Here is a 25,102-nt window from a genome sequence, read left to right as displayed (position 1 = left end):
AGATGTGTATAAGAGACAGGTACTATAATGTACATCTATTTTTTGGAGGAAATTAAGTGAATACACATCGTTTTTATCAAATGGCTATAGCTGCAACTTTAGCGACTAGCGCTATTGTCATTACTACCCCAGCACAAGCTGCTACATCATTCCCCGATATCAATGCATCTACAGAGGAAGGCAAAGCTATTCTTAACCTAGCACAACGAGGTATCATTTCTGGCTACCCAGATGGCACATTCAAACCAGCAAATTCGATTACTCGTACACAAGCAGCGAAAATTTTAGCTGGAATTCTACATCTTGATACTGACAATGTCACAAATCCACAATTTAAGGATATTCAACCAGGCGATGAAAACTATGGAGCGATTGCAGCATTAGCAAACGCAGGCATCATCAGTGGCTCCAATGGTTACTTCTACCCAACTAAAAATATTACACGTGGTCAAATGTCAAAAATGATAGTAAAAGGTTTTAAATTACCAATCGCTGACACTACTGATATTCCTTTTACTGATGTGAAAGCAGGAAGTGAATACGAACCTTATATTCAAACGCTATTTGCCAATCACATCACAAAAGGAACTACACCTACTACATTCGGACCGCAAAACAATGTAAAACGCTCACAATTAGCTACTTTTGTTGTTCGTGCTGAAAACACTCTAAACAACGCTACTATTTATGCTAGTACTTATAACCAAGATTATATCTTTGCCTCTTACGGTGGCATTGAGCCGGCAGAGGATATATTCACTTGGGACGAAGAACAAGATATGTCAGAGTCTATAACGATTAAGCCTTTAAAAGAAGGGACTGGTAAATTAGTTATTACTGGTTTTACTGAGGATAATGAGGAGTTTACGGATGTCTTTTTCTTAGTTCATGTTAAAAATGTAAATGGAAAATTACAAACAACTTTGCAAGAAGTTCAAGAAACAGACCACATTGAAAATCTTCCTCTAGATCTAGCGGAAAGTGATTTAAAATTCGTACCAACGGAAGTAACTATACAAACTGCTGATGGTCAAGCCCTATCCCCTGAGTTATATGCTTTAGACACAAAAAATAATGCAACAACACTGTCCATCTTTAAAAACGGACAATATCTTTTAACATTTACTAATGATACACAACAACAAACAATGGCTGCTGATGTGTATACGTATGATTTTGTTCGTAGCATCGATCTTTATGAGCTTTCAAATGATCTTACATTTACAAGCGAAGATTTATCGTTTGAGCCAGTGAATGTTGTATTAGAGGATTTAAACAATGGTTATGATTCTGCATACAAGATTCCAGTGAAGGCAACAATTGAGGGCAGTACACTAAAAGTTACTCCTCTAGCGGAAGGGACAGCTATTTTACATATAACTGGTGAAAATGGTGAAACGACTTATCTGTTTATTGAATTCCTAAAAATCGCTGGTAAATGGGCTGCTTATCATAATGTTACCACTGACGAAGATGAATTTTAAGAAATTGTAGGTGATAAAAAATGCCAGAGGAATGTTAATCTTCCTCTGGCATTTCTGTATTTGTACTTGTTAATCTCGGTTGTAACTCAGGTGTTCTCTCCAGTTGCTCGATAAATTTCTTTGTCTTAAAGCGAATTCCTGTTTGTTCCTCATAAATAGTTGTAATAATTTTTTTGATAAAATATTTTGTTTCCTTCTTCAATTCTAGTTTACCAATTTGATCAATTGGTACAGCATAAAACATTCGTATAAGCTTTAGTTGTGTAGGTGTTAAACGGATAATATATGGATCATGCCGATAACAGCGATGACATAAAAAGCCACCTTGCGCAAAGGAAAAGGCGAATTCACCGTCTACTGCACCACATGTGGCACAGGCATGTAAAATTGGCTGCACACCAGTATAAGGTAGCATTTTCCACTCTACAAACAGCGTAATTGCTTCTGGATCATAGCCGTCCTCAATCGCCTGTAATGCCTGTAACAGCACTTCAAACGCAAACGGCTCTGGCTTCCCTTCTTCCACCACACGCTCTACCAGTTCCATGATATAGCTGGCATAGGCAGTTGCCATAATATCTTCACGAATATGACGCATGGAATTCAGATGTTCGCCTTGTTGTAATGTCCCCATGCCTGTATGATGTTGTACCATAAACATGCCGTATGTGAATGGCTGCGTCACCGCAGCTAACCTACTCGAAGGCTTCTTTGCGCCCCGTGCCATAGTTGCAACCTTTCCTGCTTCACGCGTCAGTAGCGTGACAATTTTGTTGGACTCACCATATGCTCGTGCCTTTAGAACAATCCCTTCCCATTTATATAGCAAGTCGTCTCCCCCTTCCCCTGAAGCATTCACAAGAAAATAGAGCTCTCCAAATCAGTATTTGGACAGCCCCCTTCTCGCACTATATAATCATTACGTCTAAAAACAGTATTATTTTGGAGCGACTACAGTAGTGAGAATACACTACAAACTAAAATAATTGTTAATATTCGTCATCACGGAAACCAAAATCACGGAGATGTGTTGCTTTATTACGCCAATCCTTCTGCACCTTAACCCATAGTTCTAGATATACTTTTGATCCAAGAAGCATTTCAATATCTTTTCGTGCACGTATCCCAACTTCTTTTAATAATGCTCCTCGTTTACCGATGACAATTCCTTTTTGCGAATCACGTTCAACGATAATTGTCGCTGCCACATGGATTTTGTCTTCGTTTTCTTCATCACGACGGATTTTTTCGATGACCACGGCAATAGAATGTGGTATTTCTTCACGAGTTAAATGTAACACCTTTTCTCGAATAAGCTCTGAAATAATGAATCGCTCTGGGTGGTCTGTTACTTGGTCAGCTGGATAATACTGTGGACCTTCTGGCAAATATTTCGTTAATGTAGCCAATAGATTTTCAACATTATTTCCTTGTAGTGCTGAAATAGGCACTATTTCTGCAAAGTCATAGCGTTCCTTATAGCTCTCGATTATTCCCATCAATTCATCTGGATGCACCTGATCAATCTTATTGATAACTAAGAATACCGGGGTAGGGTTACCTGCTAGCAATTCTAAGATGAACTCGTCTCCCTTTCCAAGCTTCTGCTCTGCGTTAACCATGAACATAATTACATCCACTTCACGCAAGGTGTTTTTAGAGACCTTTAACATGAAGTCGCCTAACTTATGCTTTGGCTTATGAATCCCAGGCGTATCGATAAAAATCATCTGGCTTTCATCTGATGTCAGTACACCTTGTACTTTGTTTCGTGTTGTTTGTGGCTTATCACTCATAATGGCAATTTTTTGACCTATTACTCGGTTTAAAAATGTTGACTTCCCTACATTTGGTCGACCAATAATTGAGATAAAGCCTGACTTAAAGCCAGTGTTATTTTCCAGCATTCTCTAAATCCTCCGTTGTGAATGCGAACGGTAGTAATTCGCCCACCGACGTTACCGTGACATCACCTTTTAAATTTGTTAAATAGACAGGCATAGTTGGCCCGCAAAACTCCATCATCACTTGACGGCATGCTCCACACGGCGCACATGGGCCATCCGTATCAGCAACAATTGCGATTGCTTCAAAATCATATATGCCCTCTGATACTGCTTTAAAAAATGCTGTACGCTCTGCACAATTGGTCATACTATAACCTGCATTTTCAATATTACAGCCGTGAATGACATCGCCATTTTTCGTTAAAAGAGCTGCGCCCACTTTAAATTTTGAGTATGGAACATACGCCTTTTCACGCGCCAATTTTGACTCCTCTAATAATGCATGCATATCAATTGTCATCTACGCTAATTCTCCTCTACATATAAATCAATTTTGCCTCGACATACTAGTAACTGACACCGCGCTTCCAATAAAGCAATAAAGTGCAGATTGACACTAGTATGTGGCTTGTTTGTTAAACGCGTTGTATGCATCTCCATACTTTATCGCTAACATCTAATCAGATCTTCTCAACATTCATGCCCATTGTCGAAGCTTTTTTCCACTTGATGTGGGTCACACAGGCGAAGCGCCGTCCTGTCGCTTCGCCTGTGTTTCTTTCAATACGGAATGAAGTTAAAACCATTTCGGTATAAAGATTAGTAATCCGATTATAGCACTGAATATAGCAAATACAAGCACTGCACCTGCTGCTAAATCCTTTGCTTGCTTAGCAAGAGGGTGAATAGCTGGTGACGCCAAATCCACCACTCTTTCAATGGCAGTATTTATCATTTCAAGAGCAAACATCAGTGCTATTAATAATAACACAATGAACCATTCTACACGTGATAAACCAGTAAAATAGCCAACAATCAAGACAATTCCCGCACTCAGCACATGCGATTGGAAATTTTGCTCCTCGCATGCTGTTAGGATGCCTTGAAAGGCATAGACGAACGAGCGAATATATTTACGCCCATCCATTTAGTCACGTCCTAAGCCGTAAGATTGTAAAATCTCATCTTGCTTCCCGAACATCACTTTTTCATCTTCAGGTACCATATGATCATAACCAAGTAGATGCAAGAAGCCATGCACCGCTAGAAAGCCTAATTCGCGTTCGAACGTATGACCGTATTCTTCAGCCTGCTCTTTCGTACGATCCGTTGAAATAATGATATCCCCTAAAATTCGCGGCATCCCTTCAAACGTTACTTCCATTTCGCCCTCTCCTAATTCTTCTAATGCAAACGAAATTACATCTGTCGCTTGGTCCTTATCACGGTATTCTCGATTTATTTCACGTATAGCTTCATTTGTCACAAATGTAACCGACACTTCTGTTTCCGGTTCAATGTTTTCAGTTTTTGCTGCATGCTGTAAAAGCTTTTCCACCAGCTCCATATGTTCTGCAGTTACTTCGTTTGTTTCATCTGTAAAATCAATTGTTAAAATCATAGATCCTCCTACTTATCTGCCTTTGGGTATTCGATTCGTGAGTGGAAAATTCCATTCAACGTTTCACAAAGTACTCGCTCTATACATTTTAACTCTTTTATTGAAATATCGCATTCATCAAACTGATTGTCCTGTACACGATCATCAATAATTGCCTTCACAAGCTTGTGAATTTTTTCTGCATTCGGTTCCTTCATTGAACGAACAGCCGCTTCAACACTATCAGCAACACTAATAACTGCCGCTTCCTTTGTTTGTGGCTTCGGACCTGGGTAGCGGAACTTTGCTTCATCAATTACTTTGCCCTCTTCCTTCGCTTTATATAGGAAGAACTTTAACAGACTCGTCCCATGATGTTGCAAGGCAATATCAATAATTTCTTGTGGCATTTTGTAGCGTTTTAACATCTCTGCGCCATCCGTCGTATGTGCAATAATAATTTCAGCACTTGTTTCTGACGGCATCGAATCATGTGGGTTAATACCAGACATTTGATTTTCGATGAAAAAAGCAGGTCTTTTCGTTTTCCCGATATCATGATAATAACAGCCAACACGCGCAAGTAAGCCATCCGCACCTATTTCTTCACAGGCAGCCTCGGCTAAGTTTGCAACCATTACACTATGATGATATGTTCCTGGCGTTTCCATGAGTAACTTTTTCAGTAACGGATGATTGGGATTGGACAGTTCAATCAAACGCAATGTCGATAATAAGCTAAAGGCTGATTCAAAGAATGGTAATAAGCCCATTGTGAGCGCACCTGAAAGTAGGGCAGATAATATTCCGGCAATAAAGTAAAACATTAGCTCAGAAAGTCCATATGACGACTGTGTCATGAGTAAATAAAATGCAATAAAAGCCATATTTACAAGTGAAATGACGCCGACTGCTTGTAAAATATGCGAGCGTTTTTCAACACTACGCATAAAGAATAGGCTCGCAAAGCCACCAAAGATAATATACAGTGTGATTTCCATTTGCATCACTGATGAATAGCCTTCTTGGAAAACAACTCCTGCTGAAGCGGCTGTCATAACGGTGATTAGTACCGCAGCCCGATCGTCTGCCAGCAAACGTACAAGCATTGTCGCTAATGCCGTCGGGAATAAAAATGCGACGGTCACATCAAAACCATCCGCGACTAAGCTAATGAACTTCATTAAGAGAATAGATAAACTATAGACAATCACGGTAACAAGTAGTGCATTGCGCTTTTTTTGCTCTTCTGTTTCCCAGCGTTCAAATAAAATATACATGAATATCAACTGCAGGAACGTTAATATTATCAGCCCTGCAATAGGTTTCATAGAAGCTTTATTGCTTACCATCCCAAGAAGTTCCAGTTGTCGGTAAGCCTCCGTATCGATTATTTGGCCTTCCTGAACAATTATTTGTCCTTGTAAAATACGGGTAGGTTCAATTGATTCTTTCGCTTGCTCGATTCTAACTTTTGTTTGCTCTTCGTTTATCGTTTCATTTTCAATAATACTTGCACGCCCGATTAGAACGACAGCACTTAATATTTTATCGGGATAACCACGCTGCCCACGAATTTTTGTTTCCACATCATTTTGAGCAGCTAGCACATTTTCCGTACGTATTGATTTTTGTAAAAAGTCCTGTACAAGCTTTGATAGCATTGTACTCGTTCTCTTTAAATCTGTATCACTTTGCACTAGTAAACTTTCTAGCTGTGCATCTGTAAAGGATACAGACATTTGGTCAACATCAATGGATTCTACTTTTTTTCGAAGCTGCGCCACCTGGTCAACAATAGCAACAGGTTTTTCACTGCTGTCAACATCCTTCTTGACTTCAAGGACATAGTCAAATAAAGACGTCACAATAGCGGCGCGTTGTTTCGCGACGTCCTCTGAAAACTGATAGACGGGCGTTACTGCATCTGCTGCTTTTTCTCGCTCTTGTTGTGTCTTAACTGTATCTTCGATTGTTTTAGTAGACCGAACAGTTTCTGGTGCAAGCTGTAAGGGTTTAAAATCATATGTAACACCTTTAACATTGCCATACATAAATACAAACTGTAGGGCTCCTGTTAAGATGAGAACAGTAATCAAAAAATAGCGAAAACCAATAAGCTCGGTAATTTTTCGAAGTTGTTTCTCCATCTGGCACCTCCTCTATCTATCTTCTATCATACCAATTCAAAAAACATTTTTCTCGAAAAATGTATAAGAAAGCAAAAAACAGCTATACAAATTTGCATAGCTGTCACAATTTTTCCCAAAATATAACTATATTCTCATTGAAACATGTGTCTCCTGTCACGATTTGTCACTTTACTGTGGGTACTAATCCTTTGCTGTAGTCAGGTTCACCTTTTGTACAAATTGCGCTGTACCTGCAGCCTTCGCTTGCGGTACTTAAAACCAACTATTGCTACCGGCTTCACCTTTCGCGCAGACTTCGTTGTACTCATATCGGGACAGACTTTAGAATTGCACATGTGCACTTTATTACCTTGTTGCCCCTGCCGTTTCATTTTACTTACTTTCGGGGCAGACTTTAGAATTGCGCTTGTGCGCTTTATTACCTTGTTGCCCCTGCCGTTTCGTTTTTCTTCACTTTCGGGGCAGACTTTAGAATTGCGCTTGTGCGCTTTATTACCTTGTTGCCCCTGCCGTTTCGTTTTTCTTCACTTTCGGGGCAGACTTTAGAATTGCGCTTGTGCGCAATTCTAAAGTTGCTGTTCTTCGTAGGCTTGAATGATTTTTGCTACTACTGGGTGGCGAACAACATCGCCTTGTTCTAAAATTTGGAAGTGGATTGATTTGACATACTTTAACGTACGTTCTGCCACAATCAAACCAGAATCAGTATTTTTCGGTAAGTCGATTTGCGTTTTATCACCTGTGATAACCATTTTTGAGCCGAAGCCTAAACGTGTTAAAAACATTTTCATTTGCGGATGCGTTGTATTTTGCGCTTCATCTAAAATAACAAAGGCGTCATCCAATGTACGTCCACGCATATAGGCTAACGGTGCAATTTCAATGGTGCCCCGCTCAATAAGACGTTGCGTTTGCTCCGAGCCATAAATGTCATTTAACGCATCATACAGAGGGCGTAAATAGGGATCTACCTTTTCTTTTAAGTCCCCTGGAAGAAAGCCCAGAGACTCTCCTGCTTCTACAGCAGGACGCGTTAAAATAATACGCTTTACATGTCCATTTTTTAATGCTTGTGTAGCCATTACCACCGCTAGGTACGTTTTACCTGTACCTGCTGGCCCAATACCGAAAACAACGTCTTTGTGACGAATCGCTTGTATGTATTCTCGCTGACCAATTGTTTTCGCACGAATTGGTTTGCCCTTCGTCGTGCGCGCAATTTCTTCATCGTAGAGTTCTGCAAAATATTCAATTGTACCTTTTTGTGTCATTTCGATTGCTGTCGCTACATCACGCTGATCAATGTTAATGCCTTTACGAATGACTTTTAAGAGTGCCTGTAAAAGAAAAGTCGCTTGTTCCTTTGCGTCTTCTTCACCAGCAAGTTGAATTTGTTCACCACGAGTAATTATATGGACATGTAGTGCCTCTTCAATTAATTTCATATTAGCATCGGAAATACCGAGTAGCATCACTGCTTCGTTTGGATTATCCACTTGTAATACAGTTAAATGTTCAGACATAATCATTCTCCTTGTGGGCCATGTATTGGACTTGCAATGTTTTCATTGACTAAAAATAGAACTTTCCCTTCAACTGTACCATTCCCCCACTTCGCCTGTAAAAGGTTTTCTTTTTTGATAACCGTTTTAGCGGGTAGTGATCGTAACATTTTTTCATGGAGTAATGGAATAAGGAGTGAATCTACTTTCGATTCATCCAGTACTACTTCCATCTTTTTGGTTTGTTGCTCCTCAACAATTGAAACGTATGGATCCAACCAATTTGGTAATTCTTTTTTTTGAACATAGTCAACTTCTTCGCTATGAATGCCCTTTACTAATACACGCCACTGTTTCTGTTGTAGCGTTTCCATCGTTAGCTTAGTCGGAATTTTAAATGTACATTCAAGCCAATAATCTGCAAAAACCTCTCCTTTTGCACCGACAAAGACGTGATCATCCCCACTTTCAATAACTCCACTTACAAGGACATCGCCGTCATAGGCTGTATCATTTACCGAAATTTTTCGTTCGCCGTTTTGAATATTAAAGTGTGTTATAACGCCACTTTTCGTAGCCACCAAGTGTGTTGCTAATTTTTCATTCGTCTGCTCGGCTTGCTTAGGAGATTCTTGTGGCCGTAGAATTACACGACCGCCATGTTTTTCAATATGCACCCATGCTAGCTCTCGATGCTTTTCTAACAGCTCTTGCCGGATGATTGCATCTGTTGGTAGTCCTTTTTTAGACATAGGTGTTTCCATTTTGAAAGTCTCTTTGAATGTTTTTTCTACCTGCTGTTGTAATTCAGGAGAAGCTGCCTCAATATCAACGCGCCAGACTACCTGCGCACAGAATAGTGGTATTAATATCATTATAAATAAGCCGAGCAATGTCCAAAGCTGCGCTCGAAATACATGAAGTTCATCTGCATAATGTACAGTCATTTTTAGTCGGTAACGGCTACGACTGCGACGAATCTTAGATAGATAACGCATATTTGTTTCAAATATGACTTCTTGTTCCCGAAAGACTACACGTTTTAACGGGACATGTTGTGCATGCAATGTTTGAATAAAAGGATGAACATTTTCATGACGCTTTATACGTATGATGATTGGCCGATTATTCCACATTGTCGCTCACACCCATATCTTTTGTCATTTTTACATGTAGCTCTTGTAAATCATCAATTGAAAGATGAAGCATTTCTTCTTTAATAGCGTTTATATCCACGGATTTTCCACGCACAGTAATATGATAATCTGCATAGATGAACGCACATGATGTAGCATCTGCATGTAAAAAACGATATGGGCCGATGATTTTTAATGTTTCAAACTGTGATAATTCAAGTAGTGGCGTTAATTGAAATAATTTTTTCATAAAAATGCCTCCTTCTTCGGCAATATATGCGCCAAAAAAGGAGGACATGCTAGTTATTTTCTTTTTGCTTTCGGTGGGCCTAAAACTTCTGCCATCACCACAGCCTGCATTAATGCTTTTTTAGAATTTGGTAACAGAAAATCCTTATTTGTCGTCGCTACATGTACACCTGTAGTTTTACCAGCAGCCAATCGCCCTAGACTTGGACGATCACTTGTGCGACTTAATGGCTCAGTCGGAATCAGTGGTGGCGCCACATAGCTTGGCATTTGCTCCATCACTTTTTCTTCTATTCGTTTAACACGTGTCTCACGGGCTTCCACTTTAGGTTTTTCTGCATTCCTATTCCCTAAAAACTCACGTGCGAAATCTTCAAAGTTTTGTGTTTTGACAGTTGGACGTTGTGGTTTTGGCTCATCTGTCTCTATAATGACAGGAGGTTGCGGCTGCTCTTCCTTATTAAAGGGCGGCATTTGTTTTTGTTCTTTGTTGTTTTTTGATTTACCGAAAAGAGAGCTGACTATGGCAATGATCGCAAATATTATTAATTGTTCCATTTGTTAGTACTGCTCCTTTCCGTATTTTATGCGTTTGGTTCATTTGTCTCTGATTTATCCGAGCTCACCTTGGAAATGGAGTCACGCATAGCCGTATCAGCTTGTATATTACGGTAGTTCATGTAATCCATAATACCAAGATTACCAGAGCGTAGAGCTTCCGCCATCGCTTGTGGCACCTCAGCCTCTGCTTCTACTACTTTCGCCTTCATCTCTTGAACGCGAGCAATCATCTCTTGTTCGTTTGCCACGGCCATTGCACGACGTTCCTCAGCCTTCGCTTGGGCAATGTTTTTATCTGCTTGTGCTTGCTCGATTTGTAATTCAGCACCGATATTTTTACCGATATCAACATCCGCAATATCAATCGACAAGATTTCAAACGCTGTTCCAGAGTCTAAACCTTTTGAAAGTACAGTTTGTGAAATCATATCTGGATTTTCTAATACTTCTGTATGATGTGTAGCAGAACCAATTGTCGATACAATCCCTTCACCAACACGGGCAACAATTGTTTCCTCACCAGCACCACCGACTAAACGTTCGATATTGGCACGCACTGTAATACGTGCTTTTGCTTTAACTTCGATACCGTTCATCGCCACACCTGAAATAAATGGCGTTTCAATAACTTTCGGGTTAACCGACATTTGTACCGCTTCTAATACATCACGACCTGCTAAATCAATGGCTGCACAGCGCTCAAAAGATAACTCAATATTTGCTCGATGTGCTGCAATTAACGCATTGACAACACGGTCAACATTACCGCCTGCTAAATAGTGGCTTTCTAGTTGATTAATCGTAACAGGTAAGCCTGCTTTATGTGCTTTAATTAACGGATTAACAATTCGTGACGGAATTACACGACGTAAACGCATCCCGATTAATGTGAAAATACTAACACGGACACCTGCTGCTAAAGCAGAAATCCATAGTGCCACTGGTACAAAGGTAAAGAATACCGCTAGTACAATGAATAGTAAAACTAGCCCGACCACTGGCCCAATTAGAGCTAAATCAAATCCCATTTATAATTCCTCCATCTCTTTGTTTGTTGGTCTCACGACAACACGTGAGCCTTCTACTTTAATGATTTCTACATACTTACTTGCATCAACGTAGCCACCTTCTGATACTACATCAATACGTTCACCGCCAAATTGCATCGTACCTGAAGGACGGAGTGGTGTAATCGTTTTCCCCACCTTCCCAAGCAACTCAATGCGATTAACATTGGACACATAACCTTCTTCCGTTGTTGTCGCATCCATCAGGACAAGCTTGTTTAAAACATGCATTTTTTTTCCGAAAAATTTCATCAGGATCACCATTCCTATTATTGCTACTACGAGTGCAATGAAAATTGCCACAACCATTTGCATCATGTTTGCACCAGCCAGTAACAAACTAAGTAATATAAGCACACCACCTAAAATACCAACAATGCCTCCGGGGACAAAAAACTCCGCAATGACAAGTGCTAATCCAGCAATAAACAACAGTAATGTTTCATAGCCCGCAAAACCTGCCACCATATGACCGAAGAAAAATAACCCTAGAGACGATAATCCCATTATACCCGGAACACCGAAACCTGGCGAATACAGCTCCATGACAAGTCCTAAACTTGCAATCGATAGTAAAATTGGTACTATGATTGGATTTGTAATAAAACGAGCAATTTTTTCTGCAAAAGTCGGTTCAATTGATACAATGTCACTACCCTTTAAATTAGTATCGGCTAGTAGTTCTTGAAAATTCGATACAGTACCTTCGGAATAGCCTACTTCCCGCGCCTCAGATGCCGATAATGTTAATAAATTTTTGCCGCCTGCTCGGAATTCCGGTAAATCAATAGATGAATCCGCCATTGCTAGGGCATATTTAGGATTACGATTAGACGTTTCTGCTGCCGCTTGCATTTGTGCTAGCCATGCACTATGAGCCTTATAATCTGCCGCATTTCCTGCTGAGTCAATGACCGCCGCTGCTCCAATTGTTCCATTTGGCACCATATAGATTTCATCTGCATGCAAGGCTAAAAAAGCACCTGCTGAATGCGCATCTTTATTAATGTAAGCAATCGTGCGAATCGATGTGGCATCCATAAGCATGGCGATGTCACTTGCTGCATTGACGAATCCACCAGGCGTATGTATGTCTAGTATAATTGCTTCCGCATAATTACCCTCTGCCTCTTTAAAAGCTCGTTCTAAAAATGCGTGAAGTCCTCGTTCTACTTCATCATGAATAGGCACATGGTATACCTTGCTACTCGCAAAAGCAGATGTCAATGGAAACGCTAACAAAAAAGTCATCCATATGACCATCAAATAGCTAAGGATCCTCCTTTTTCGCATCTTTTTCCCTCCCTTCTAACATGCTTCTCTTCTTATATACGAATGACCTTGTAAAAAGTTTCACAATTCCTTTCATTTTATTATACAGTGAAATTTTACTCTGTGGGGTGTTTTCCAATTCCTTTCGATATCCAAAATACTTCCGCAATGAACCATAAGCGCTACGGCGATTCATTACCTTTTAAAGGTTTTTCATTCAAAGTCTTAGCAAACGCTCGAATATGATACATAAAAAGCCGAATGAAATCAAAGATGACTTCATTCGGCTTCAGCAATATGTACCGCAAAATAGAGCAACATGTAAAATACCTGAAATTAACCATAAGTATGATTAATTTCAGGTATATCATTGTCTGCTCAGTGAACCATAAAATTGCGTGTTATGAACGTAGGGATTTTTAATGGGAAATTAAATTACCACTTACGTTTACGTGCAGCTTCTGATTTCTTTTTACGTTTTACGCTAGGTTTTTCGTAGAACTCGCGCTTTCTAACTTCTTGAATTGTACCACTTTTTGATACAGTACGTTTGAAGCGGCGAAGAGCATCTTCAAGCGATTCGTTTTTGCGAACGACAGTTTTTGACATCTCTCTTTCCCTCCCTCCGAACACACGTCAATACACAAATAGGCAAATAACCAACTGTTGTGTACTAAAGAATTATACCGTATTGTCTAATAATGGTCAATAGAAAGAATTCGAATTATTTTCGAGAATTTATAGTTAGCATTTGGACAACAATAAATACATATGCTTCACCTAAAAATTAGGGGTTTACAAAAAATAGAAAATGGGCGTAGAATAATCTCATTCAATTTCATATCTGCCTAATCTCAGTATTGGGAACGGAGGAACCAATTTTTTGGGGTTAATTCTGCAAATTGTAGAAGGGATGAGAAACTCTTTCGCCATCCTACCCGTCAGCTAACTTCGTCGGCTAAAGCGAAGGAGGTCATGAAGACCACCAGTATTTAGATTGCTTATTTGTGACGCCTAAATTATCCAGCACTCTAACATACATAGACAATGGTCTTTTTCTTATGCCTATAAACAAATAAATAATATTAAGTTTACAGATTATAGAGTGGATATCTGTGTTTTACTGTCCATTCATGAGGAGATCATCATGAAAAAAATTAAAGATTTTCTTAATCCGCCGAAAGTTCTTGTGCTAGGCTTTGCAACGATTATTATTATCGGGGCACTCTTACTAATGCTTCCTATAGCTACTGAAGACGGAAAAGGTCTGTCATTTTTAAATGCTTTGTTCACAGCTACCTCTGCAACATGTGTAACGGGTCTAATCGTTGTAGACACCGGTGACACTTTTTCTACGTTTGGTGAGTTAGTTATTTTAGCCCTTATTCAAATAGGTGGCTTAGGGTTTATGACATTTGCAACATTTTTATTTTTACTATTAGGAAAAAAGATTTCATTAAAAGAAAGACTACTGTTAAAAGAGGCGTTTAATAACATCTCAATAGCTGGACTTGTAAAATTGGTTAAGAGAATAATTATTTTCACTGTTGTTATTGAAGTAATGGGTGGGATTATTTTATCCATTCGCTTTTCATTTGATATGGAATTAGCTACAGCTATTTATTTCGGCTTCTTCCACTCAATATCCAACTTTAATAATGCTGGCTTTGATTTAATGGGAGGTTTTCAAGGTCTGACTGCTTATGTTGATGACCCGTTTGTCGTTTTGACTATTTGTGCCCTTATTACCATTGGTGGGTTAGGCTTTATCGTTATGAATGAATTGTATGAATATCGCGATACGCGACGTTTATCAGTGCATTCGAAGATTGTTTTGTTTACGACGACTGTTTTAACCGTAGGAGCTACACTGTTAATCTTCTTGTTCGAATACGATAATAACAAGACAATTGGTCCTTTATCTGAATGGGGGAAAATATTAGGTTCGTTTTACCAGGCAGTTACGCCAAGAACGGCTGGATCAAATACTCTTTCTATCGGTGATTTAACTCATTCCACGTTATTTTTAATAATTTTGCTCATGTTTATCGGAGGAGGTTCTGGTTCTACGGCAGGGGGAATTAAAATTACAACCTTTGCTGTTTTAGTTGCCACGCTCTGGTCACAAATTAGAGGAAAAGAAGATGTTGTCTTATTTAGACGTAGAATTGTAGTTGAAACGATTCTAAAAGCACTGACTGTAACCATGTGTGGGATGATGATTGTTGTACTTGTCACCATAATACTCAGTATTACAGAACAAGGTCACAACTTTATCCTGTATTTATTTGAAGCAACTTCAGCATTCGGTACAGTTGGACTTTCTATGGGGTTAACTCCTGAACTAACTCCATTTGGTCGAATACTCATCATATTTACCATGTTTGCAGGTAGATTAGGGCCATTAACCATTGCTTTCGCTATTACAAAACGGAGAAAATCACAAGCTTATCGACATCCAAAAGGAAATATCATGATTGGTTAATTACATGCAAGGAGCGCTGACTATTATGACCATAAAACAATATGCTGTAATCGGTTTAGGAAGATTTGGAACAAGTGTAGCACGGAGATTACACGAAGCTGGACAGGAAGTTCTAGGTATTGATGTGAATGAAGAAAGGGTCGAGGATGCTGAATTCTTTGTGACACATGCAGTCGTAGCTGATACCACTGAAGAAAAGGCATTAACCTCCATAGGAATTACAAATTTTGATTGTGTCATCGTCGCTATTGGTAACGATATGCAATCTAGTATATTGACCGTTTCATTACTCAAAGAACTTGGTATTAAAAAAGTAATTGCAAAAGCTCTAGGAAAAAGACACGGGCAAGTGTTAGACAAAGTCGGAGCTGACTGGATTATTTACCCAGAGAGAGATATGGGTGAACGGGTTGCTAATCAGCTCCTCTCTCCCAATATGTTAAATTATATTGAATTGTCTAAGGAATATAGTGTAGAAGAAATTATGATTCCTTCTAAGATGGCTGGAAAAAACTTACGTGATTTGGACATTCGGGCTAAATACAATGTTAGTGCCATCGCCATCGTGCGAAAAGGAACAATCATCATTTCTCCATCTCCTGAACAAATTATCGAAGAGGAAGATTTATTAGTGATGATTGGACATAAGTCTGATCTCGCTTTATTTGCAAATATAGAATAAAAAGCACACATTATCTATTAAAATTGACTGCATCATTCTTTGCATAAAAAAGGGGTAGTTCATCACGAACTACCCCTTTCTTCTATATGCACATAATACTAATAATTTGAATCTGCAATTAATCCATTCATAATAGCGACACCTGAACTTGCACCGATTCGTGTTGCCCCTGCATCAATCATGCTTTGCATATCTTCCAAGCTACGTACACCGCCAGATGCCTTAACGCCTAGTTCTGGGCCAACTGTTTTACGCATTAATGCAATATCTTCTGCTGTTGCGCCACCTGTTGAAAAGCCTGTCGACGTTTTTACGTAATCAGCCCCAGCCGCAACTGCAAGCTCACATGCTTTTACTTTTTCCTCATCTGTAAGTAAACATGCTTCAATAATAACTTTAACGATAGCACTACCCTTTGCAGCTTCTACCACCGCAGCAATATCCGCTTGTACAATGTCAAAGTTTTGATTCTTCAGCGCGCCAATATTGATGACCGTGTCCACTTCTTTTGCACCATTTGCAATGGCATCCTTTGCCTCAAAAGCTTTTACAGCAGGTGTATTAGCGCCGAGAGGGAAGCCTATTACTGTACATACTAAGACATTTGAGTCTTGTAATAGCTCACTACTATATTTTACCCAAGTCGGATTTACACAAACAGATGCAAAACCAAATTGTTTCGCCTCCGCACAGAGTTTTTCAATTTGAGCCTTTGTTGCCTCAGCTTTTAATAAGGTATGATCAATCATACTTGCATAATTTATTTTCAATGTATAACACTCCTTCTACCTTAGTTGTACGTACCTCTCTGAAATGATACCATTTTTTCACGTCGCCGTCTAATTTCTTACTATTTAGTGACTGTCGGCTATTAATTATAAATCTACATACTATATGCAAAAAATGGATTTCAATATCAAAAAAAGGATTGTCCTATTGTTTAAAGATAGGCAATCCTTTGTCTTTTTATTTTACAGTTTCCAATACACGGACAAACTGCCCTTTGGAATGAGGGTAGCCCGCTTGTATAATTTTCACCTTCACTAGCTGACCAATAAGGCTTTCGGGGCCTTCAAAAACTACTTTTAAATAATTATCTGTATAACCCGTTAATAGACCTTCTGCGTCGCTACCATCATGTACATATTCTTCTGGAATTACTTCTAACACTTCATTTTCGAAGCGTGAAGCATATTCTTTTGCGAGTTGATCGTTTAATGCGATTAAGCGGTGAACACGGTCATTTTTAATGTCCTCATCGATTTGGTCCTCCATTCGTGCAGCTGGAGTACCTGTTCGTGGTGAGAATGGAAAGACATGTAGTTCAGAGAATTTATGGTCGCGAATAAAGTTATATGTTTCCATAAATTCTTGCTCTGTCTCACCTGGGAATCCAACAATTACGTCAGAAGTAACTGCTAAATCTGGCAGTGCTTCGTGTAATTTTGTTAAACGTTCACCGAAAAATTCCATTGTATATTTACGACGCATACGTTTCAATACAGTATCTGAGCCCGATTGAATCGGAATGTGTAAATGATTAACAACAATATTTGACTCACGTAACACATCAATCACTTCATCTGTTAACTGACTTGCTTCAATTGAAGAAATACGTAAGCGTTTTAACCCTTTAACATTTATCTCTAAGTCACGCAGCAATTGTGCAAGGTTGTAGTCTTTTAAATCTTGACCATAGCCCCCTGTATGAATTCCTGTTAGTACAATTTCAAGATAACCAGCATCTACTAATTGCTGAGCCTGATGAAGTACCTCTTGAGGATCTCTAGATCGCATTAAGCCACGTGCCCATGGAATAATACAAAAAGTGCAGAAGTTGTTACAACCTTCTTGGATTTTTAGTGATGCTCGTGTGCGGTCAGTAAACGCAGGTACGTCTAATTCTTCGTACACACGATTTTTCATGATGTTACGTACTGCATTAATCGGTTGGCGTTCATCGCGATATTGTTCAATATAGCCAAGCATTTTCGTGCGGTCCTGTGTTCCTACAACAATATCTACGCCAGGAATCGCCATAATTTCCGCAGGAGACGTTTGGGCATAACAACCTGTAACACAAATAACTGCATCTGGGTTTTGGCGAATTGCTCGACGAATCACTTGACGCGATTTTTTATCACCCGTATTTGTTACTGTACATGTATTAATGACATAAACGTCAGCTTGACGATCAAACTCAGTTCGTTCATAACCATCATCTTTAAATAACTGCCAAATTGCCTCTGTTTCGTAGTGATTTACTTTACAACCTAACGTATTCAGAGCTACGGTTTTCGTATGCCCTTTACTCATAGTTAATTCATCCTTTCAACTTCACATTACACTGTGTTTCTTGTTTTTTAATTATTATTTTGATGTACTTATTATAGATACGTGATTTATGATAACACAAACCTTTTAAAATCAATACTCGTAATGACTAGGTTCTCGCTCAGCGTAACCTAGTTTTTTTCCTTTTTAAATAGCCTCCCCTACAGTTTTCAGAATCTCTAAGAACAATGGGGACATCTGAATAAATATATAACCTAATCCCGCGTTCATAATCATCGACAGTTCGAGTTGATTATATGGTAAGAAAAATAAATATTTACGATGTAAGTATGTCTTCTCAAATTTCGCAATGGTTTTTTATCCTGAGGTAATCAAGCGTTGGAATTATAGAAAGTCACTCGCCAGGAACTCATTATAAATTTTGTTTGGCTGTTTTGGGCTACAGTGTGATTAATATTAACAATGCTTCTTATCAAATCCGCTATATAAAGGTAGTCTTTAATTTGGTGAATGGGGTAATATTATGTTTGAATAATGGTTCTAAAGCATAAAATAAAATCCTAAACATTCCATTAGAATTTCCCCTTTTAATAGTCCTATAAGTCATTGCCTTCGAATAAAATGCAATGACATCATATTAGTGGAGGGCTATTCATGGATTCTATATTCACCTATATCTTTTTAGGCATATCTATGGCTGCAACAATAGGACCTGTTAAGACCGTCCTATTAAATACAGGTTTTAAAAATGGTTTTTTTCATGCCTGGTTTTTTAGTCTGGGTGCTTTAACAACCGACATCATCTATATGTTCATAGTTTATTTTGGCATTGGTCAATTTATTGATTCGTTATTGTTGAAAATGATACTCTGGTCTTTCGGCTGTTTTGTTCTTCTGTATACCGGTATAGAAAATTTACTATCGTTACATAAAATTGACATGGATTTGAAAACCGGTAAAAGAACCCGACTTAGAAAATCAATAATCTCTGGTTTCTTCATGTCATTGATGAACCCACTGACCATCCTTTTTTGGTTAGGGATATATGGTTCCATACTCGCGAAAACGGCTGAAGCCTCTACAGGATATCAAATCATTTTAAATAGTATCGCCATTTTGCTTGGCATTATTTTAGTGGATTTCATTATGGCTTTTTCATCCAGTGTAGCTCGTAAATTATTATCCACCCAGCTTTTGAAAACCGTCTCCTTTATTTCATCCATAATAATGATCGGTTTCGGAATCTACTTTGGCATGCAGGCTTTTCAAGCGTTATTTTAATACACCCTCACAAGGTAAGGACCGTTTAGTAAAAGTCTATACAAAAAACATATCACGCATAAAATGTACACGACAGGAAACCATACCTTTAATAGAATAAAAAAGATTAGTCGAGGTGTGGTAATGAAACAAAGTAAGGATCAAGTAAGTGTTTGGTGTATTATAAGTTTGACTTCAATTCCTCTCATCATGACATTGGGAAATTCCATGCTTATTCCAGTACTCCCGAAACTTGAAGAAAAGGTCGGGATCACATCTTTTCAATCGAGCATGATTATTACAAGCTATTCAGTCGCGGCTATTTTTCTTATACCAGTAGCCGGCTATTTATCGGACCGCTTTGGTAGGAAAATGGTGATATTACCAAGTTTAATCTTCGCTTTAATCGGGGGTCTAATTGCCGGGTTTGCTTCATGGAAAATGGAGGACCCCTACACAATGATTATCGTTGGTAGAATTATACAAGGGATAGGGGCGGCTGGAGCCATGCCGATTGTTTTGCCACTTGTGGGTGACCTTTATAAAGATGATGATGAAAAAATAAGTTCTACTTTAGGAATTATTGAAACGTCGAACACGTTTGGAAAAGTGTTAAGTCCCATTTTAGGTTCAATATTTGCCGCTATTTTATGGTTCCTACCCTTCTTCTCCATTTCAGCGCTCAGTTTAATTTCTATTGCACTTATTTTTTTCTTTGTTAAAATTCCCAAAGAAAATGATGAACCTGTAAAGTTTAAGGAGTTTTTAAGTAATACAAAAACTGTATTCAAGACGGAAGGAAAATGGTTGTATACCGTATTCCTAAATGGAATCCTTGTTATGCTGATATTATTCAGTATGTTATTTTTCTTATCAGAAAACCTCGAAAAAGTTCATAATATAAAGGACATTAAGAAAGGCTTCGTTCTAGCCATCCCACTTTTATTACTTTGTATTGCTTCTTTTATTTCCGGTCGGAAAATTAAAGGGGACCTCGCGACTATTAAAAAAATAATGATTATCAGCTTAATTGCAATGTCTGCCAGCATCGTTTTCGTAGGGTTTACGAGGGAAAAACTGATCCTTCTCTTAGTAGTAACGAGTATAGTGGGAATAGCTATTGGCGCACTATTGCCTGCACTTGACGCTATTATTACTGAAAACATAAAAAAAGAGTTAAGAGGCACAGTTTCCTCTTTTTATAGCTCGGCGAGATTTATCGGTGTTGCAGCTGGTCCCTCTATTATGTCACTCGTCATGAAAAACTATCTCAATATTAGCTATATTACGGCAGGTGTATTCGGATTCATCCTATTGTTTATTGTCTTTAAGTACATTCAAGTCGATGAAATTGAAAAAATAAATAAAATAGCATGAAAATAAGGACATAACAGCTATTGTGGCTGAATTTGTCCTTTTTTAAAGTATGAAAATAATTAAAATTTAGCGTTTTCAGTCAGATTTTAACCTAAAAAGGATAAGAAAAATCCCACAGAAAAGACATATAATTATTGTCAATGAAACTTTTTCAGCCAGACCAAGTAATGCTATTCCTGTCGTAACAATTAAAATAACTGGACCCACTAAGGCAAGTAGAGTGTTGATATAAAAGGCCTTTTCTAGATCATTGAATTTAAACATTAAAGTGGCAGGCAGCTGTTATCTCTATACTTCCTGAAATAAGTCTTAATATAATGATAAAAAAGAGTCCCTTTTCAATAAAGGTAACCACATCCCCTGCTATTATTCATTCTTAACATATGCAACCAATCCAAGAATTATTTTAATCCTTGGAACACATTTTTAAGGTACTTTCTTTTATATTAGACCGAGGGTATGATAAAAACATTTTTCCCTCAGTAAGATTTCTCCTTTATAATTGTACAGGTTTTTCCCTTCCAAAATGATGAATAGACATCAATTAAGGAGGAACTGTTCTAGAATTCAATAGCTGCCTATATCTTTTCAAACTCTCAATAGCTTTATTATACACCCCTTTCATTCAAGACGAATTTGATACAAAGAAAAAACAGTTAACTAGGTATTTTAAGTAAAGCCACTTTTTCAAGTGGCTTTACTCGAAATTATTTTCATAAATGTGACTTATATGATTTTTTTTAATATCCGTTTAATAGTTTTATGAACTTTATCCGTCTTCACCACTTGCTTGAGCTAGTTTGGATAGATAATACTGTTCCTCTCTCCACATATGATCTGCCATTGGAGCTGTAAAAGTTCCTAATACTTCAGCACTTAGCTCCATTTCCTCTAACTCCCGTAAAAAGGTTTTAAATAATGTCATTTCTATCTCTACATCCTTATTAAAACGCGTTAATGCTGGAAATGACTGTATATTGGATCGCAAATAACCAGCTAGCTCCACTGCCTTTAGATAAAATTGTTCAAAATGTTCGGCGAAAGTATTGCTCTTTTGTTTTAATCTTTTTTCTACCCCATCTAACTCATCATTGATGGCGCCTGCATGTCCTGATGCATCTAAAAGCCAGACTAAGTGATGATGCAGTTCATGAAATATGGGAGGGACTTCACCTTTTTTTAGATAGCTGAGGACATTTTGATACTCCTCTAATTCATTTACCATATGATTAACAAAGGTAGGAGTTAAATGAATACCAATTTCGCCTGATAATTGGCGTCTGAGAATATAAAACTTAAATTGCTTGAACTGTTCAACAGCCTCATCAACAGTAAGTGAAAAGGATACAGCTACATCGGAAGTATTAAGTGTGTTTGCAAAGGCAAGTAACTGGGAAAATTGATGAATAAATGAATTCGCTCTTTTAATATCCTCCGTCTCTGATGGATACAGAGAATCATGAATAAATTGACCATGATCTTTCAATATTTCTAACCAAAACCTATGTTCAAATAATGCATGTTGTACATAATTTGACATCTATTCTCATCCCCTTTTATTCTTTACGTCCATTCATTCTATTCTCCTTTAAAATCTAATATTAATTCTCCATAAAATTATGTTTAAAATATCAGTTTGAATTATAGGTTGAAACAGGTATTCACTTTTAAAAAAGAGTACTTGGTTAATATAATTTTTTTATTTGTTTACTTATACGATGACTTCACGCTTTTTAGTAGAACTGGAACAACTGCTAAAATACATTATCAATAGTAAATGTTCGTTGATGGTAACTAAATTATCAATCCTATCCAACTCATCAGCCAATGCATCAGTATGCTTTGCGATTGCTCGTAACTTTAATTGCATTTTGTCTGTGTTCATATTAATTGAAACGGATAATGATTTACTTGGCTTTTCATTTCGTCTTTTACGTAATTCTGTATAAGTGGGCAGTGAGTAATGTTGAGCCATAGTAACTTTCTTAACATTCACTAAACCATTACAATCAACACAACGAGTACCATCGGCCACCTTAAACATTTGATGGTTAGGATTTACCATACAATAATTAGCTAAGTATTTCTTAGGTGTTACTGGTTTATCAGGTCTAATAGTTGAACTTGGTTTATCCATTGTTCATCCCTCTACAATTCATAGTGATTGCTCATTAGCTTTTATAGTCGGTTTAGCTTTCGACTGCATAGGACGATAGTTCACAGTGAACCACCGTTTAATATAGCTTTCGTGCATAGTGAACTAGACCCTCAAGGCATAATAAAAAGACGTCACTTGGACGTCCTTAATGTTTTATCAATATCCTCAATCAATCGGTCAACGCATTCTTTAGTGATTTTTGCGCTAATCATGGCTTTCCTGTTGTTAAGTCTATCATGCTCGCTATTTGGTGTTCTGTTAACGGGATTATTAAAATTCGTTGTAGTATCTTCACCCATAAAATCACCTCATTAACAAAATAGCACAAAATACATCATTCATCACCATAAATTTTAGGTATTATTTCACTTTGAAAAGCAAGTACCGAATAGGCTACTCACTTTTCAGACTTAACAAAAGACCGTACAGTATTCGTACGGCCTCATATGAAAGGGGGTTTTCATGGCTTGTTTGTAGAAACGCACGTACAAGTTGGACGTGCTTATTATATAAGACGCATTATTTCAATAGTTTCAGTACCTAGTAGGCGTACTCTAAAAGTGTACTATTTTACATTACTATATTCGGTTACAAATTTTATTGTACGAACAATCTCTGCATGTTTTTTTTGATGTATCCAAGGCTGTAACATAAATCATTTGCGATTGCTCCAAACGTCTTTCCTTTTATATATCGTTTGTAAACGATTTGATGCTCGATTCCCTGGAATGTATTAATGAGTTTTCGTAAATCGTGTAAATCATTCATTTTATGTGCAAGCTCGTATTCAATGACTTCTATCCGTTCTTCAAGCCTTGCACCATCTGATTTAGAGGTTAGCTTGTACTTTGCTAAATCACCTTGTACCCATCTTTTCAATTCGTTTTGGGAACGACTCAAAATATATTCAAGGTATGTGATTTCATCCTCTAGTTTTTGGTAATCTCGCAACCATTCATACATATGCAACACCTCCCTTGTTAATTTACTTAATTTTGAATTTTAGCGTATTCACAAGCTGTTTTGATGTATAACAATAGCATTTGTCCATAGTGTTCTCACACTACTCTAGACTGCAGAGACTCATAGCTGCAGCTTTTAATTTAAAAATGGTGTAACGCCTAACAGAATCTCTATTTAGTACATAAAATGAAAGTGACCTGTCGAAATGTTTTCCGTTACTCCTATTACTCTTGAGAATATATACTCATAATGTTTCTTGAGGATAATAAGCTTAACATTTGATCACTTTCTTAATTGGAAGTGATCCTTTTTTCAAAAAATTTAAGTATAATATAATTGAATCTGGTAAAGATAAATTGGTCATGAGATTTTTCTCACATACTTTTCGAAGCTGTAACGACCTCCGTTATGGCTTTTTTTATTTAATTACCACAACCCGAAAGTTGTGGTATTTTAATCATTACTTTTTTTCTTTATTAAATTGTTGTTCATTCTATTGCTCTTTTCTTGTTTTTCTTCATTTACTTCTAAATTTCTCAGGACTAAATTCAATGCCTATTTTCTCTTACTCTAATTCATTCTTTTGCTTTTCTTTTATCTCCAGTATGGATTAAAGTGTCCTTATTGCAGTGATCTATACTTTTAACCAATGTTACACGAGACGTATAAATTGACTATAAACAACCAAAATATAATTGCGTAGTGTCTCACTACTTAAAGAGCTGCAGAGATTTCACTCGCTGTGGCTTCTTGATTTTAGAACGCCTATCTTAACACGAATGTGATACATAAGATAAATGGACCCTGTCGATAAAAACATCTTGAAGGTATGTACCTGGTCACTCGGAACTGACCCCAAAAGTATAGACAAATAAAAAAAGCATCTTCGATTGAATTCGGGTTTAGATACCTAAACTTCAATTAGGAGGTGTTTTTTCTATGGAAACAAGAGTGAGTTATCCATACGAAGTAAAAATGAAGGCTATTGAGATGCGATTGACTGGTATACCTACGAAGCAGGTTTTAATTGAATTAAATATAAGGCATAAAACACAAGTGGAAACATGGATG

The 25,102-nt window shown here is 37.8% G+C and carries 24 protein-coding genes, 2 pseudogenes and 1 riboswitch; of the genes and pseudogenes, 6 read left to right on the top strand and 20 right to left on the bottom strand.

Annotated elements, in window-relative coordinates; genetic code table 11:
• The first annotated feature begins 56 nt into the window (after window positions 1-56).
• A complete protein-coding gene (locus tag C9J35_RS21095; RefSeq protein ID WP_107926679.1) occupies window positions 57-1,484 on the top strand; it encodes an S-layer homology domain-containing protein in 1,428 nt (475 codons plus the stop codon).
• Between the two features lie 34 nt (window positions 1,485-1,518).
• Here the strand turns inward: C9J35_RS21095 and recO are convergent, their stop codons facing one another.
• From recO to rpsU, 13 genes are all read right to left on the bottom strand, one after another.
• Window positions 1,519-2,313 carry a DNA repair protein RecO gene (recO, locus tag C9J35_RS21090; protein ID WP_107926677.1) on the bottom strand — a complete coding sequence of 265 codons (795 nt, stop codon included), beginning with the start codon at window positions 2,311-2,313 and terminating at the stop codon, window positions 1,519-1,521.
• A gap of 160 nt (window positions 2,314-2,473) precedes the next feature.
• Complete coding sequence (era, locus tag C9J35_RS21085; protein WP_107926675.1) at window positions 2,474-3,391, bottom strand: GTPase Era; 918 nt, start codon at window positions 3,389-3,391, stop codon at window positions 2,474-2,476.
• On the bottom strand, window positions 3,378-3,791 hold the full coding sequence (locus C9J35_RS21080) for a cytidine deaminase (protein WP_107926673.1): 414 nt from the start codon (window positions 3,789-3,791) through the stop codon (window positions 3,378-3,380). Before C9J35_RS21080 ends, era begins: the two co-directional genes overlap by 14 nt.
• Window positions 3,792-4,067: 276 nt before the next feature.
• Window positions 4,068-4,418, bottom strand: coding sequence for a diacylglycerol kinase family protein (locus tag C9J35_RS21075; RefSeq protein ID WP_054768193.1), 351 nt, complete (start codon window positions 4,416-4,418; stop codon window positions 4,068-4,070).
• Window positions 4,419-4,892 carry an rRNA maturation RNase YbeY gene (ybeY, locus tag C9J35_RS21070; protein WP_054768192.1) on the bottom strand — a complete coding sequence of 158 codons (474 nt, stop codon included), beginning with the start codon at window positions 4,890-4,892 and terminating at the stop codon, window positions 4,419-4,421. It lies immediately after the preceding gene.
• An 8-nt stretch (window positions 4,893-4,900) separates the two neighbouring features.
• The gene (locus C9J35_RS21065) at window positions 4,901-7,021 is read right to left on the bottom strand and encodes an HD family phosphohydrolase (protein ID WP_107926671.1); all 2,121 of its coding nucleotides are present in this window, start codon (window positions 7,019-7,021) and stop codon (window positions 4,901-4,903) included.
• Between the two features lie 569 nt (window positions 7,022-7,590).
• Window positions 7,591-8,547 carry a PhoH family protein gene (locus tag C9J35_RS21060; RefSeq protein WP_054768191.1) on the bottom strand — a complete coding sequence of 319 codons (957 nt, stop codon included), beginning with the start codon at window positions 8,545-8,547 and terminating at the stop codon, window positions 7,591-7,593.
• Between the two features lie 2 nt (window positions 8,548-8,549).
• Entirely contained in the window at window positions 8,550-9,662 is a 1,113-nt protein-coding gene (locus tag C9J35_RS21055) for a sporulation protein YqfD (RefSeq protein WP_107926669.1), read from the bottom strand.
• Window positions 9,652-9,912, bottom strand: a complete 261-nt coding sequence (locus tag C9J35_RS21050) for a hypothetical protein (RefSeq protein ID WP_107926667.1) — start codon at window positions 9,910-9,912, stop codon at window positions 9,652-9,654. Before C9J35_RS21050 ends, C9J35_RS21055 begins: the two co-directional genes overlap by 11 nt.
• Before the next feature lie 53 nt (window positions 9,913-9,965).
• Complete coding sequence (locus C9J35_RS21045; RefSeq protein ID WP_054768189.1) at window positions 9,966-10,469, bottom strand: YqfB family membrane protein; 504 nt, start codon at window positions 10,467-10,469, stop codon at window positions 9,966-9,968.
• Between the two features lie 26 nt (window positions 10,470-10,495).
• Complete coding sequence (gene floA, locus C9J35_RS21040; protein WP_054768188.1) at window positions 10,496-11,500, bottom strand: flotillin-like protein FloA; 1,005 nt, start codon at window positions 11,498-11,500, stop codon at window positions 10,496-10,498.
• Complete coding sequence (locus C9J35_RS21035; RefSeq protein ID WP_107926665.1) at window positions 11,501-12,832, bottom strand: NfeD family protein; 1,332 nt, start codon at window positions 12,830-12,832, stop codon at window positions 11,501-11,503. It lies immediately after the preceding gene.
• A 414-nt stretch (window positions 12,833-13,246) separates the two neighbouring features.
• Window positions 13,247-13,420, bottom strand: a complete 174-nt coding sequence (gene rpsU, locus C9J35_RS21030; protein WP_004227078.1) for a 30S ribosomal protein S21 — start codon at window positions 13,418-13,420, stop codon at window positions 13,247-13,249.
• Between the two features lie 226 nt (window positions 13,421-13,646).
• Window positions 13,647-13,786, top strand: a riboswitch (cyclic di-AMP (ydaO/yuaA leader).
• A gap of 172 nt (window positions 13,787-13,958) precedes the next feature.
• Between rpsU and C9J35_RS21025 the strand changes: the two genes are divergently transcribed.
• Window positions 13,959-15,296, top strand: a complete 1,338-nt coding sequence (locus C9J35_RS21025) for a TrkH family potassium uptake protein (protein WP_107926663.1) — start codon at window positions 13,959-13,961, stop codon at window positions 15,294-15,296.
• Between the two features lie 25 nt (window positions 15,297-15,321).
• Window positions 15,322-15,978: a potassium channel family protein gene (locus tag C9J35_RS21020; protein ID WP_107926681.1), complete on the top strand. Its 657-nt coding sequence runs from the start codon at window positions 15,322-15,324 to the stop codon at window positions 15,976-15,978.
• Window positions 15,979-16,076: 98 nt separating this feature from the next.
• On the opposite strand, the gene deoC is transcribed toward C9J35_RS21020, so the two are convergent.
• Together deoC and mtaB are read right to left on the bottom strand one after the other, a co-directional pair.
• Window positions 16,077-16,727 (bottom strand): deoxyribose-phosphate aldolase, encoded by a 651-nt coding sequence (deoC, locus tag C9J35_RS21015; protein WP_438941220.1) that lies wholly within the window; start codon window positions 16,725-16,727, stop codon window positions 16,077-16,079.
• 217 nt (window positions 16,728-16,944) lie between these two features.
• Entirely contained in the window at window positions 16,945-18,294 is a 1,350-nt protein-coding gene (gene mtaB, locus C9J35_RS21010) for a tRNA (N(6)-L-threonylcarbamoyladenosine(37)-C(2))-methylthiotransferase MtaB (protein WP_107926659.1), read from the bottom strand.
• Window positions 18,295-18,927: 633 nt separating this feature from the next.
• Here mtaB and C9J35_RS21005 point away from each other — a divergent pair.
• Together C9J35_RS21005 and C9J35_RS21000 are read left to right on the top strand one after the other, a co-directional pair.
• Window positions 18,928-19,554, top strand: a complete 627-nt coding sequence (locus C9J35_RS21005; protein WP_107926657.1) for a LysE family transporter — start codon at window positions 18,928-18,930, stop codon at window positions 19,552-19,554.
• A gap of 123 nt (window positions 19,555-19,677) precedes the next feature.
• Window positions 19,678-20,910, top strand: coding sequence for an MFS transporter (locus C9J35_RS21000; RefSeq protein WP_107926655.1), 1,233 nt, complete (start codon window positions 19,678-19,680; stop codon window positions 20,908-20,910).
• A gap of 75 nt (window positions 20,911-20,985) precedes the next feature.
• Here the strand turns inward: C9J35_RS21000 and C9J35_RS20995 are convergent.
• The 5 genes and pseudogenes from C9J35_RS20995 to C9J35_RS20980 all read right to left on the bottom strand — a co-directional run bounded on the left by C9J35_RS20995 (window position 20,986) and on the right by C9J35_RS20980 (window position 24,031).
• Window positions 20,986-21,265: pseudogene (locus tag C9J35_RS20995) on the bottom strand (YqhV family protein).
• Window positions 21,266-21,679: 414 nt separating this feature from the next.
• Window positions 21,680-22,450 (bottom strand): DUF2935 domain-containing protein, encoded by a 771-nt coding sequence (locus tag C9J35_RS20990; RefSeq protein ID WP_107926653.1) that lies wholly within the window; start codon window positions 22,448-22,450, stop codon window positions 21,680-21,682.
• A gap of 171 nt (window positions 22,451-22,621) precedes the next feature.
• Entirely contained in the window at window positions 22,622-23,047 is a 426-nt protein-coding gene (locus C9J35_RS20985) for a hypothetical protein (protein ID WP_054768187.1), read from the bottom strand.
• A gap of 152 nt (window positions 23,048-23,199) precedes the next feature.
• Window positions 23,200-23,367, bottom strand: coding sequence for a hypothetical protein (locus C9J35_RS24380; protein WP_235616396.1), 168 nt, complete (start codon window positions 23,365-23,367; stop codon window positions 23,200-23,202).
• Between the two features lie 298 nt (window positions 23,368-23,665).
• A complete protein-coding gene (locus C9J35_RS20980; RefSeq protein ID WP_438941219.1) occupies window positions 23,666-24,031 on the bottom strand; it encodes a hypothetical protein in 366 nt (121 codons plus the stop codon).
• A gap of 939 nt (window positions 24,032-24,970) precedes the next feature.
• Here C9J35_RS20980 and C9J35_RS20975 point away from each other — a divergent pair.
• A pseudogene (locus C9J35_RS20975) lies at window positions 24,971-25,102 on the top strand (IS3 family transposase); the annotation flags it as partial.

The sequence above is a fragment of the Lysinibacillus parviboronicapiens genome (assembly GCF_003049575.1).
Lineage (GTDB): Bacteria > Bacillota > Bacilli > Bacillales_A > Planococcaceae > Lysinibacillus > Lysinibacillus parviboronicapiens.
The sequence above is the reverse complement of the archived record's forward strand: the minus strand, read 5'-3'. Positions and strand labels throughout refer to the sequence as shown.

Coding starts and splice junctions, on each gene's coding strand:
- C9J35_RS21035 (WP_107926665.1), bottom strand. CDS start 12,832: ATGCGAAAAAGGAGGATCCTTAGCTATTTGATGGTCATATGGATGACT.
- ybeY (WP_054768192.1), bottom strand. CDS start 4,892: ATGATTTTAACAATTGATTTTACAGATGAAACAAACGAAGTAACTGCA.
- C9J35_RS21060 (WP_054768191.1), bottom strand. CDS start 8,547: ATGTCTGAACATTTAACTGTATTACAAGTGGATAATCCAAACGAAGCA.
- floA (WP_054768188.1), bottom strand. CDS start 11,500: ATGGGATTTGATTTAGCTCTAATTGGGCCAGTGGTCGGGCTAGTTTTA.
- C9J35_RS21065 (WP_107926671.1), bottom strand. CDS start 7,021: ATGGAGAAACAACTTCGAAAAATTACCGAGCTTATTGGTTTTCGCTAT.
- C9J35_RS21000 (WP_107926655.1), top strand. CDS start 19,678: ATGAAACAAAGTAAGGATCAAGTAAGTGTTTGGTGTATTATAAGTTTG.
- C9J35_RS20980 (WP_438941219.1), bottom strand. CDS start 24,031: ATGTATGAATGGTTGCGAGATTACCAAAAACTAGAGGATGAAATCACA.
- era (WP_107926675.1), bottom strand. CDS start 3,391: ATGCTGGAAAATAACACTGGCTTTAAGTCAGGCTTTATCTCAATTATT.
- C9J35_RS21045 (WP_054768189.1), bottom strand. CDS start 10,469: ATGGAACAATTAATAATATTTGCGATCATTGCCATAGTCAGCTCTCTT.
- C9J35_RS21075 (WP_054768193.1), bottom strand. CDS start 4,418: ATGGATGGGCGTAAATATATTCGCTCGTTCGTCTATGCCTTTCAAGGC.
- C9J35_RS21005 (WP_107926657.1), top strand. CDS start 18,928: ATGGATTCTATATTCACCTATATCTTTTTAGGCATATCTATGGCTGCA.
- C9J35_RS21080 (WP_107926673.1), bottom strand. CDS start 3,791: ATGACAATTGATATGCATGCATTATTAGAGGAGTCAAAATTGGCGCGT.
- C9J35_RS24380 (WP_235616396.1), bottom strand. CDS start 23,367: ATGGGTGAAGATACTACAACGAATTTTAATAATCCCGTTAACAGAACA.
- C9J35_RS21055 (WP_107926669.1), bottom strand. CDS start 9,662: ATGTGGAATAATCGGCCAATCATCATACGTATAAAGCGTCATGAAAAT.
- C9J35_RS20985 (WP_054768187.1), bottom strand. CDS start 23,047: ATGGATAAACCAAGTTCAACTATTAGACCTGATAAACCAGTAACACCT.
- C9J35_RS21025 (WP_107926663.1), top strand. CDS start 13,959: ATGAAAAAAATTAAAGATTTTCTTAATCCGCCGAAAGTTCTTGTGCTA.
- rpsU (WP_004227078.1), bottom strand. CDS start 13,420: ATGTCAAAAACTGTCGTTCGCAAAAACGAATCGCTTGAAGATGCTCTT.
- deoC (WP_438941220.1), bottom strand. CDS start 16,727: ATGATTGATCATACCTTATTAAAAGCTGAGGCAACAAAGGCTCAAATT.
- mtaB (WP_107926659.1), bottom strand. CDS start 18,294: ATGAGTAAAGGGCATACGAAAACCGTAGCTCTGAATACGTTAGGTTGT.
- C9J35_RS20990 (WP_107926653.1), bottom strand. CDS start 22,450: ATGTCAAATTATGTACAACATGCATTATTTGAACATAGGTTTTGGTTA.
- C9J35_RS21020 (WP_107926681.1), top strand. CDS start 15,322: ATGACCATAAAACAATATGCTGTAATCGGTTTAGGAAGATTTGGAACA.
- C9J35_RS21050 (WP_107926667.1), bottom strand. CDS start 9,912: ATGAAAAAATTATTTCAATTAACGCCACTACTTGAATTATCACAGTTT.